A 9,147-nucleotide genomic window follows, 5' to 3' on the forward strand; every position below is an offset into this window, starting at 1 on the left:
GCGACACCACTCCGCCCCGCCGTGACGCGGCCCCGCCCCGTCCCGCCGCTCCGGCGGCCCGGCCTGACGGTCCGCCGTCCCGTCGCGGCGCTTCGGCCGCCCCTCGCCCCTCCCGACCCGCCCAGCTCCGGCCCCAGCAAGCCCGGGCCCCGCATCAGCGGCAGCTCCGAGGCCCGGGCCACTGGTTCCGGCATTGACGCCCGGGAGCGGGCAGGGGACCTTCAGGGACGGGCGTCGAACTGGGCGCGTGCTTCGAAGACGCGGTCCATGTGCGTCTCCGCCCAGTCCTTGATCGCGAGCATGACCGGGAACAGTTCGTGGCCGAGCGGGGTGAGCTCGTAGTCGACGCGAACCGGCACCGAGGGGGTGACCGTGCGGGTGACCAGCCCGTCCCGCTCCAGCGTCCGCAGGGTCTGGGTGAGCATCTTCTGGCTGACGCCCGGGATGCGGCGGGCGAGCTCACCGTGCCGCCGCGGACCGTCGGCGAGCGCCGGGACCACCAGCGCGACCCACTTGTCGGTGAGCCTGCTCAACAGCTCACGGGTCGGACAGCCTTGCAGGAACGCGTCGTACTCGCGTTTGGCCTGTTCACGGTGTTGCGCCGCGGTCGTCGTCGCCATCGCCCCTCCTGTGGTGCCCTAGGCACTTCCAGGTACCTACTTTCTCATAGTTCCTTCGGTCCGTACGGTCGTGGTGATCACGAGGTTCCACGAAGGAGACGGCGATGCGCGCAGTCAGCTATGCGGAGTTCGGAGGACCGGAGGTCCTGCACGTGGCCGACGTGCCGACGCCCGAGCCCGGGCCGGGGCAGGTGCGGGTGCGGGTCGCCGCGTCCGTGGTGCACCCGGTCGACCTGATGGTCCGGTCCGGCCGGTTCCCGGCCCCGCTGCCGGCCGGCCTGCCGTACACGCCCGGCTGGGACGTGGCCGGCGCCGTCGACGCCGTCGGCCCCTCGGTCGAGGAGTTCGCGATCGGCGACGAGGTCATCGGCTTCTCGCCATGGCTGCGGACCACGGTCGGCGCCCACGCGGAGTACGTGGTGCTCGACGCCGCCTGGCTGACCTCCGCGCCCGCCGGCGTCCCCGCCACCGAGGCCGCGACCCTTCCGACCAACGGCCTCGTCGCCGCCCAGGCCCTCGACCTGCTGGCGCTCCCGGCGGGTTCGACCGTGCTCGTCACCGGCGCCGCCGGGCAGGTCGGCGGGTTCGTCCTGGCGCTTGCCCGGGTGGCCGGCCTGCGGGCCACGGGACTCGCCGGAGCCGGCGACCGCGAGTTCGTCGAGTCGCTGGGCGCGGCGTTCCTGCCCCGCTCCGGCGGTCCGACCGGGACGTTCGACGCGGTCATCGACCTGGCGGTGATGGGCCCCGCGCTGCTGGACGTGGTCCGCGACGGCGGTGGCTACGTGGCCGCGTCACCTCCGCTCCGCCCGGAACCGGTGCGCGGAATCCGGACCTTCGCGATGGAGGTCCAACCCGACGGATCCCGGCTGAGTGAACTGGTCAAACTCGTCATCAGCGGCGACATCCCACTCCGGGTAGCCGGCGTGTACCCCTTCACCGACGCGGCGGCCGCACACGACCGGCTGGCCCGAGGCGGCGTGCGCGGCGGCGTGGTGGTCGTCCCCTGACCCGGCAGCGCGGCCAGGTGGTCGCGGCGCACGGCCACCTCCCTGCGCGGGCCCGGAGTCCAGTCAGCCATGCGCGCTTGGAGAAGCCCGGTCGAGGCGGCGCTTGCCGCCTCGACCGGCTGGGGAGGGGGGTCAGTTGAGGGCTTTGGCGAAGGCGGACGGGGCCTGGGAGATGCCGCTGCAGGTCGGGTCGGCGGTCGGCTTGGGGCCGCCGGGGCACGGCTTGTCCCGGGCCGCGGACCACAGCGACGTCCAGGCGAGGTGCTTGGCCTTGGCGAAGGCGGCCAGCTTCCGCGCGTCGGCGAGGGTGAAGGTCTCGGTGGCCACGTCGTTCACGCCGATCATGGGGGTGACGGCGACGTGGCGCCACGCGGACGCGTCGTCCAGCTTGAGGGCCGCTTTGACCTGCTTCTGCGTGGCGGTTGCCGCGGCGATCGCGTATCCGCCCATCCGGCCCTTGGGCTTCGGGGCGACGCCGTCGCCGTAGTCCATGGCCATGATGTTGACCGCGTCGATCTTCGCTCCGCCCTTGGTGGTGGAGGAGAGCACGTTCACGCCGTCCCGGGTGAGGCCGGACGGCAAAACCGGCAGGGTCAGCGACACCTTCAGGCCCGCGTGCTTCTTCTGCAGGGAGGCGATCGCCTGGCCGCGCCGCCGGTTCGCGGCGGTGTTCGCCTGCGCGCCGCCTTCGATGTCGAAGTCCACCTTGGTCAGCTTGAACGCGTTGACGACCTTGCCGTAGGCGGCGGCGAGGCTGCCGGCGTCCTTGCAGGCGAGGGCGAGTTCCGTGCCGTTCGCGCCGCCGAAGGACACGCGGACGTCGCCGCCTGCCTTGCGCAGCGCGCTGATCTGCGCAGCGACCTTGTTGGCGGTCAGTGCCTCGTTGCCGCCCCACTTCGGAGTGCAACTGTTCCCGGACGCGAGGACGAACGCGAGGTTGAACTGCTTGACGCCGCTCTTCTTCGCGGTGCCGAGGAGATCGAAGGACGGGTAGAGGCTCGTGTCGACGTACGGGCTGACATGGGTCGCGGGGGCCGCCTTCATCGGCTTCGAAGCGGGATGGGCCTTGTCGTATCCGGCCTGGACTCCGGAGACGCGGTCGCTGTTCGGCGCGACCGCGTAGGCCGTCCCGGCGGCGACGGCGAGGGCCGTGACGCTACCGGCGGCGGCGACCAGGTACTTGCGAGGTGGGCGGGGGCGGGGCATGTGCTTCTCCAAGGGCGGTTCTGGAGGGGAGGGGGACGCGTCGGAACGGCGTCTCGCCCACCGCCCTGAGTGCGGGGCCTCAGGGCGGTGGGTGCAGGCGGCGGCCGGGCTACAGGTCGTTTTCCCGGCGTCGGCGGCGAGAGGTGAGGAGCAGTCCCGCCACGCCGCCCAGGGTCAGGCCGACCGTGCCGGCGATGAGTCCGGCGCCGAACAGGCTTCCGCCGGCCGGCTCGTCACTGGCCGTCCGGACGACGTGCAGGGACGCCGGGCTCGCGGCGCCATGGGCATGCCCCTTCGGAGCGGCGTCGCCCTGGCCCTTGGGGGCGGGTGCGGCGCCGCCGTGGTCGTGACCGGGGGCACTGCTGCCCTTGGCCAGGGACTTGGTCCCCAGCGAGCCGGCGCTCGCGGTGGTCTTGCCGATCACGATGTCGGAGCAGGTGTAGAACGCTTCGGGGCTGTCCGAGCGCTGCCAGATCGCATAGATCACGTGGCGGCCCTTCTTGCCCGCCGGGATGGTTCCGGCGAGGTTGTAGAGCCCGTTCACGGCCTTCGGGTTGCTCTTCACCGCGAACGGCTTGGCGTCCAGATCGGCCCACTTCAGCGGCTTCGCCGGGTTGTAGCCGTTCTTGGTGATGAACAGCTGGAAGCCGCCCTTGTGCTGCGCGGTCACCGCGAAGCGGAGGTCGAGCCGTGCGCCGGCCTTCACGCGGGTGGTGGGCCAGTCGGTGCGCGGCAGGTCCAAGCCCTTGAAGGTGGGGTTGCCGGCGCTGCACAGCTTGCCGTTCGGGATCCGCTGGCGGTGCCGTCCGGCGACGTCGGCGAGCCGGACGCCGTTCCAGTCGTAGAAGGCCTGCTTGCCGCTCGCCCTGACGGCGGCCTTGCACGCCGCCGACCTCGGCGACTCCGGTCCTTCCTTGTAGCAGGTGAGGACGCGGCTGATCGGGTACTGCATCGACCCGTGGGCCGACGCGGGCGCCGCCGTGGCGGCCAGCGCGGCGGCCACGCCCGCGAGGCCCGCGAGGCCCGTGAGGATGCGGGGGGTGTGCTTCACAAGAGCTCCTCCGGGGGAGAGGATCATCGGGACGCCGCAGACGTTAGGCCGACTTTCCCCCGCGAAGACCGCTCTTCAGATCCTCTTAAGCCTCCGATGGGAAGCCCATCAGCCGCGCGGACGGCACCGCATCATCCTTGGCGCGAAGCGCCGTCGCAGGTCGCCGTTCCCGTGTTGAGGCCGGGCGTCAGGGTGTGGCTCTCTTGGACGATCACGGTCGGCAGGGTCGCCCCCGCCGGGCCTGTCGGGCCCGCCGCCCCTTCCGGGCCCGGCTCCCCCGCCGGCCCTCTCGGACCTGTCGGCCCCGTCGGTCCGGGACGTCCGTGTCTCGGCGGGCATTTTCGCCTTCCGCCGCGAAGCCACCCCGTAACAGACCCGCATATCGCAGCCTAAATTGATGCGAGCAAATCAAATGAAAAGAGTCAGGTGAGACGTCGCCTCCCCGCAACCAAGATCAGGTACTGGAACGCCGCCCCGGCATCCGCCGCGCCGAGACAACCTTTAGGTGTCATTTCGTGACAATGTCGGCATCTGGACATGGCTGTGGCCGCCGTTCATCTCCCTGGTCAGGGAATTGAACGGCGGCCACGATTGACCGCGCTGTTTCCAAGTCTGGCCGAGTGCCCCCAGTCGCGCGCCTTCGGCCGTTCTCGATCGTGTCGCTGTCCTCGGATCGCCGGGCTGGAACGCCGCCCGGAGCGGCGTTCGCCCCCGTGCCCGGCCCGCTGACGCTCACGTCCGCTTCGGACGCCCCCCGGCGGCCTTCCAGGAATTACTTCTTCAGGAAGGCGAGGAGGGCCTTGTTGACCTCCTCGGCGTGGGTCCACAGCAGGCCGTGCGGAGCGCCCTCGATCTCGACGTAGTCGGCGGACGGAAGGGCCTTGTGGAAGGGGCGTCCGGTGCTGTCGATGGGCAGGATCCGGTCGCCGGTGCCGTGCAGGATCAGCGCCGGGACGTCGACGGCCGGGATGTCGTTCCGGAAGTCGGTGTACCAGGTGGACGGCGCGGCGGACGCGGCGAAGAAGCCGCCGCCGGCCGCCACGCTCCAGCTGTTGCGGACCGCTTCCTCGCTGATCCGGGTGCCGAGGTTCTCGTCGAGGTTGTAGAAGTCCTTGTAGAACTCGGTGTAGTAGGCGTAGCGGTCGGCCTTCACCGCGGCGACGATGCCGTCGAAGAACTCCTTCGGGGCGGCGCCGTCGGGGTTGTCGTCTGTCTTCAGCAGGCACGGCTCGAGCGAGGCCAGGAAGGCGACCTTGGCGATCCGCCCGGTGCCGTAGGCGGAGACGTAGCGGGCGACCTCGCCGGTGCCCATCGAGAAGCCGACCAGGACGGCGTCGCGCAGGTCGAGGGTCTCCAGGACGGTGTTCAGGTCGGCCGCGAAGGTGTCGTAGTCGTAGCCGGTGGTGGGCTGGCTGGACTGGCCGAAGCCGCGCCGGTCGTAGGTGATCACGCGGTGGCCGGCGTCCAGGAGCACGGCGCTCTGCCGCTCCCACGAGTGCCCGTCGAGCGGGAAGCCGTGGATGAGGACGACCGGCTGGCCGGTTCCGTGGTCCTCGTAGTAGAGGTCGATGTTCGTGGTGTTCTCCTGGCCCACGGTGATGTAAGGCATGATCGTTCCTTCGTTCGTCATGGACGGGTGACGCGCGGCGCTTCGGCAGGTGCCGCACGCGATGACCTCACGCTAGGGCGGCCGTCCTGCCCCGTGTTGCTTCCGAGTGCATCGCTTCTTGCCTGGCAGTGCCAGGAGGCGGCCGCACCGCGGAGCGCCTCGCCACGGCCGCCCTTTCCCCTCTCACGTGTTCCCCGTCCGAGCGGCGGTCCACACGTTCCGGCTTCTCCGGACACGAGCGCCTGGCCTGGGAGACCTCAGCGGGAGTGCACGGAGAGGCAAGTAAAATGCACACTCAGGGACAAATGGCGAGTAATGCGCCACTTTCCCGCAGTCGTCACGCAGCCGATCGGACGGAGAACGTGAGTCATCCCGTGTGCCACGACCGGGACGGGATGCCAGGCCGGTCCCGGACGCGGCGGCCGTAGTGGCGGGAGCAGGCGGCTCGTCGTCCCGCAGCGGCCTGCGCGGCCGGGCGGCCGAGCTCGGGGAGCTCGACGCGCTGATCGGCTCGGTGGCCCGTGCCGGGAGCGGCGGGCTGGCCCTGATCCAGGGCGAACCGGGCATCGGCAAGACCACGCTGCTCGCCGAGGCGGTCTCCAGGGCCGCGGCGGCGGGATTCGCGGTGGGCGCCGGCAAGGCCGACGAGCTGCATCACATGGTGCCGCTCTCGTCGTTGGCGACCAGCCTTCTGCACGGCGACCGCCCCCTGCTGGCCGGGGACGCCTTCGCCGACCTGGCCCGCAACCACGATCAGCGGATCTGGCTGGTGGAGCGGCTGGCCGAGATGATCGAGGAGAGGGCCGGCGGCGTGCCGGTGCTGATCGGCCTGGACGACGTCCAGTGGGCCGATCCGCTGAGCCGGTTCGTCCTGCAGCAGCTCCCGGCGCGCCTGCGGACCTCCCCCGTGCTGTGGATGCTGACCGGCCGGCGCGAGTCCCTGGGAACGGCGGACGAGATCGTCGGCGCCGCGAGCGGCACCCTGCCGACGATCATGGTCTCCCTGGAGCCGCTGTCGCGAGGGGCCATCTCCGAGATCGCCGGCGACGCCCTCGGGACGGCCGTGGACGACCGGGTGCGGGACCTGCTCGACGGGGCGGGCGGGAATCCGTTCCTGGCCGTCGAGATGCTCGCGGGGCTCCGGGCCGCCGACGCCCCCGACGGGCTCGTGCCGCCGGGGCTCGCGGTCGGCGTGCGCGGCAGGCTGAGGTCCCTGCGACCCGACACGCTGCGCTTCCTCCAGATGGGAGCGGTGCTCGGACGCCGGTTCGGGTTCCATGACGCCGCCTCGCTCTGCGGCCTGCCGCCCGCCACGCTGGTCCCGGCTCTCGACGAGGCCGTGCGCGCCGGGCTCCTGGACGACGACGGCGACCAGCTGGTCTTCCGGCATGACCTGCTGCGCCAGGCGGTCTATGTCGACGTCCCGCCGTCGGCGCGGAAGGCGCTGCACCGGGAGGCCGCGCGGAGCCTGATCGCGGCGGGACGCCGTCCGATCGACGCGGTGCCGCACATCCTGCGGGGCGCCGTGCCCGGCGACGAGGAGGCGGTGGCGCTGCTGCGGCGCGCGGCCGACGACGTGCTGCCGGTCACGCCTGATCTGGCGGCCGACCTGGCGACGCGTGCCCTGGAGCTGGTGCCCTCGTCCCGTCCGCTCCGGTTCGCCGTGGGCGAGCAGGCGATCCTGTGCCTGACCCGGGCGGGCAGGACCCGGGAGGCGCTGTCGACGGGCGACGGCCTGCTGGCCGAGCGGCCGCCCCTGGAGACGTTCAGCCGGCTGCAGGCCGCCCTCGGCGGGACGCTGTGGAACGCCGATCTCGCGGCCGAGCTGCGCCGCCGTACCGAGACGGCTCTCGCCACGGGTGGCGCGTCCCCGGAGGTCGCGGCCCGGCTGGCCGCGCTGCGCGCGCTGGCCCTGTCCCGGGAGCGGGATCTGGACACGGCGCGCGAGGCCGGTGAGGACGCGCTGCGTGCCGCCACCGCGACCGGTGACCGGGAGGCGCACATCCTGGCCCTGTCCGGGCTCGGCGAGATCGCCCAGAACGCGGGGGAGAACGCCGTCGCGCTGGAGCGCTTCGCGGCGCTGAGCACCCTCGACCCGGCGTTCCTCCCGGAGGAGATCATCGCGCGTCTGCACATGGACGACTTCGCGGCGGCGGAGCGGCTGCTGCCGCGCGCGACGGACGCCAAGGCCACGCGCCAGCCGATGACGCTGTGGGCTCAGAGCCAGCATGATCTCGGGCTCGGCCGGCTCGACGACGCCGTCGCCGGGCTGGTGACCGTGGAACGCCTGGAGGAGGAGGTGCGGCTGTCGGTCCAGCAGGTGAACGGCCGGGTGCTGCGCTCTCTGATCGCTCTGCTGCGCGGCGAGCGGGGCGCGGCGCGGAAGCACCTGGACGAGGCGCGCAAGCGGCTGGCGGCCAAGCCGAACCCGGGCAACACGGCCGCCGTGCGTTTCCTGGAGGCGGTCCACGCCGAGTCCGACGGGGACTTCCCTCTCGCCACGGAGAAGATCCGGCAGGTGCAGAAGGAAGGTCCCTTCATGCGGTGGCGGCTGCTGCGCGACTGGATCGCCCACGCCACTCGCCTGGCGTTGCGCGGTGCGGAGCATGGGCTCGCCGAAGACCTCGCCGCGCAGGCCGAGGCGCACGCGGGGCGCAATCCCGCCGTGCCGACCGCCGCCGGCCTCGCGGCCCAGGCCCTCGGGCTCGTGAGGGATGACGTCGCCCTGCTCGAACGGTCGGTGGAACTCCTCACCGCGGGTCCTCGTCCGCTGGTCCTGGCGGCCGCGCAGGCTGATCTCGGGCAGGCGCTCTTGACGGCAGGACGGAAACGTCCTGCGGTGGCCTCGCTCACGCGCGCCCGCGAGGCGTTCGCCGAGGCCGGAGCCGACGCCGCAGTGGCGCGTGTGCAGCGCGCACTGGACGGCGCGGGCGCGGGGAGCCGCGGGACGGCGTCCGCTCCGCGTCCCGTGGAGGGGTGGGAGTCCCTCACGGCGGCCGAGAAGAAGATCGCGCGCCTGATCGCCCAGGGGCATACCAACCGGGCGGCCGCCGACCTGCTCTTCCTCTCCCCGCACACGGTCAACACCCACCTGACGTCCGTCTTCCGCAAGCTGGCGATCAACTCGCGGGTCCAGCTCGCCAACCTGGTCACGGCCTTGCCCGACGACTGAGCAGCGCTCGGACACAGTGCCGCGAACTCTCGGACACAGTGCCGCGAATTGGTACGTTCACGCGATGCGGCGGCGTGACCGGGCGCGTTTGGCTGGGTGACCCCACCCGGTCGGAGGTCGTCGGCATGCAGGGACCAAGCCCGGTAGGGCCGATCATCGTGCTCGTCCACGACGCGTTCGCGGACGCCTCGTCGTGGGCGCCGGTCATCGGCCTGCTCCACGCCGAGGGGCTCGCCGTCCGCGCGCCGGCGAACCCGCTGCGCGGGCTGCCGCAGGACGCCGCCTACATCCGGAACCTGGTGCGCGGCCTCGACTCCCCTGTGGTGCTGGTCGGGCACGGTTACGGCGGCGCGGTCATCACCCAGGCCGCCGCCGAGGCCGACAACGTCGTGGCCCTCTGCTACGTCGCGGCGTTCGGCCTCGACAGCGGAGAGTGCGTTCTGGACGTCGTCAACCGCTTCGCCCCGGCGCCCGCGGCCACG

The 9,147-nt window shown here is 72.3% G+C and carries 7 protein-coding genes; 3 read left to right on the top strand and 4 right to left on the bottom strand.

What is annotated here, in order from left to right:
- Nucleotides 1–221: 221 nt before the first annotated feature.
- Complete coding sequence (locus AB0J52_RS16560) at nt 222–620, bottom strand: winged helix-turn-helix transcriptional regulator (protein WP_500182443.1); 399 nt, start codon at nt 618–620, stop codon at nt 222–224.
- A 104-nt stretch (nt 621–724) separates the two neighbouring features.
- On the opposite strand from AB0J52_RS16560, the gene AB0J52_RS16565 reads away from it, so the two are divergent.
- On the top strand, nt 725–1,627 hold the full coding sequence (locus AB0J52_RS16565; RefSeq protein ID WP_500182444.1) for an NADP-dependent oxidoreductase: 903 nt from the start codon (nt 725–727) through the stop codon (nt 1,625–1,627).
- Between the two features lie 132 nt (nt 1,628–1,759).
- On the opposite strand, the gene AB0J52_RS16570 is transcribed toward AB0J52_RS16565, so the two are convergent.
- The 3 genes from AB0J52_RS16570 to AB0J52_RS16580 all read right to left on the bottom strand — a co-directional run bounded on the left by AB0J52_RS16570 (nt 1,760) and on the right by AB0J52_RS16580 (nt 5,493).
- On the bottom strand, nt 1,760–2,833 hold the full coding sequence (locus AB0J52_RS16570) for a chitinase (protein ID WP_500182445.1): 1,074 nt from the start codon (nt 2,831–2,833) through the stop codon (nt 1,760–1,762).
- Nucleotides 2,834–2,942: 109 nt separating this feature from the next.
- Nucleotides 2,943–3,884: a lytic polysaccharide monooxygenase auxiliary activity family 9 protein gene (locus AB0J52_RS16575; RefSeq protein WP_500182446.1), complete on the bottom strand. Its 942-nt coding sequence runs from the start codon at nt 3,882–3,884 to the stop codon at nt 2,943–2,945.
- 772 nt (nt 3,885–4,656) lie between these two features.
- Nucleotides 4,657–5,493 (bottom strand): alpha/beta fold hydrolase, encoded by an 837-nt coding sequence (locus AB0J52_RS16580; RefSeq protein ID WP_500182447.1) that lies wholly within the window; start codon nt 5,491–5,493, stop codon nt 4,657–4,659.
- Nucleotides 5,494–5,920: 427 nt separating this feature from the next.
- Here AB0J52_RS16580 and AB0J52_RS16585 point away from each other — a divergent pair, with 427 nt between their 5' ends.
- Both AB0J52_RS16585 and AB0J52_RS16590 read left to right on the top strand, forming a co-directional pair.
- Nucleotides 5,921–8,665 carry a helix-turn-helix transcriptional regulator gene (locus AB0J52_RS16585; protein ID WP_500182448.1) on the top strand — a complete coding sequence of 915 codons (2,745 nt, stop codon included), beginning with the start codon at nt 5,921–5,923 and terminating at the stop codon, nt 8,663–8,665.
- A 125-nt stretch (nt 8,666–8,790) separates the two neighbouring features.
- The coding region (locus tag AB0J52_RS16590) for an alpha/beta fold hydrolase (protein ID WP_500182449.1) at nt 8,791–9,147 on the top strand (357 nt) is incomplete at its 3' end.

It is taken from the genome of Spirillospora sp. NPDC049652 (genome assembly GCF_040675125.1).
GTDB lineage: Bacteria > Actinomycetota > Actinomycetes > Streptosporangiales > Streptosporangiaceae > Spirillospora.